This window comes from Kiloniella litopenaei, assembly GCF_000982415.1.
GTDB lineage: Bacteria > Pseudomonadota > Alphaproteobacteria > Kiloniellales > Kiloniellaceae > Kiloniella > Kiloniella litopenaei.
The window spans coordinates 1-732 of sequence record NZ_LANI01000067.1 but is presented as its reverse complement, the minus strand read 5'-3'; the positions used below and the strand labels follow the sequence as shown (position 1 = coordinate 732).

Sequence of the window (732 nt, the reverse complement as noted above, 5' to 3'; positions counted from 1 at the left end):
GCCCTTTGCCGAGTTCATTGCAGATGTAATGCAGGCCAGTACGGAACAATAACCCCTCAGCACCCGAACATCAAAATGCCGCGACCGATGCAAATCATGTGATCTGTCATCGGATTTTATCTAGACCTGAGACAGCGCACCCCTGCGCCTAAATCTGAGCCTTCAATGAATGAGGGGCCGGAAGGCTCCGATAGACGGGGCCTCCTGACACAGGAGGGTAAAATGTGTTGTGGCAGAACACCCTTCGAAACTATGATCGAAGGAAAACAAATCTGGAAGGAAAAATTTGTAGGCCAAATCTAACCGGACAAATCATCGCCATCAAAACGGCAAACTGTCACATCAAGTCTGAACTTCTACACGTAAACGCATGACACGACGACGCTCTGCCATTGTGCGCCAGCCATTTGGCCGTTTAATGTGATTGATAACTTTACCGGGAAATGCCTTGCCATCATCGTTGATGTTTCAATCAATGGTCAGCATGTTGCTAGAGAACTAGAGCATTTTGCGTTCAGTGTGGGTCATATCCGGCGGCCTTGAAATAGTTCTGGCATTCTTGTTCTGAGTATAGCGAGCATATGTCACCAACGGCTTTCCAGAGTTGATCTATTGTCCTTACAGCTTTCGCCCTGAGGTGTGCTTTGAGTTTCGCGAAGGCCATCTCAATGGGATTGAGATCGGGAGAGTATGGCGGCAGAAACAAAAGCCATGCGCCTTTTGCCCGGATCA

General features: G+C 48.5%; 1 protein-coding gene. It reads right to left on the bottom strand.

Features of this window, described 5'->3' with window-relative positions:
• Positions 1-514 precede the first annotated feature (514 nt).
• Positions 515-732: transposase (locus WH95_RS20135; protein ID WP_046510245.1), on the bottom strand; the 218-nt coding region annotated here is incomplete at its 5' end.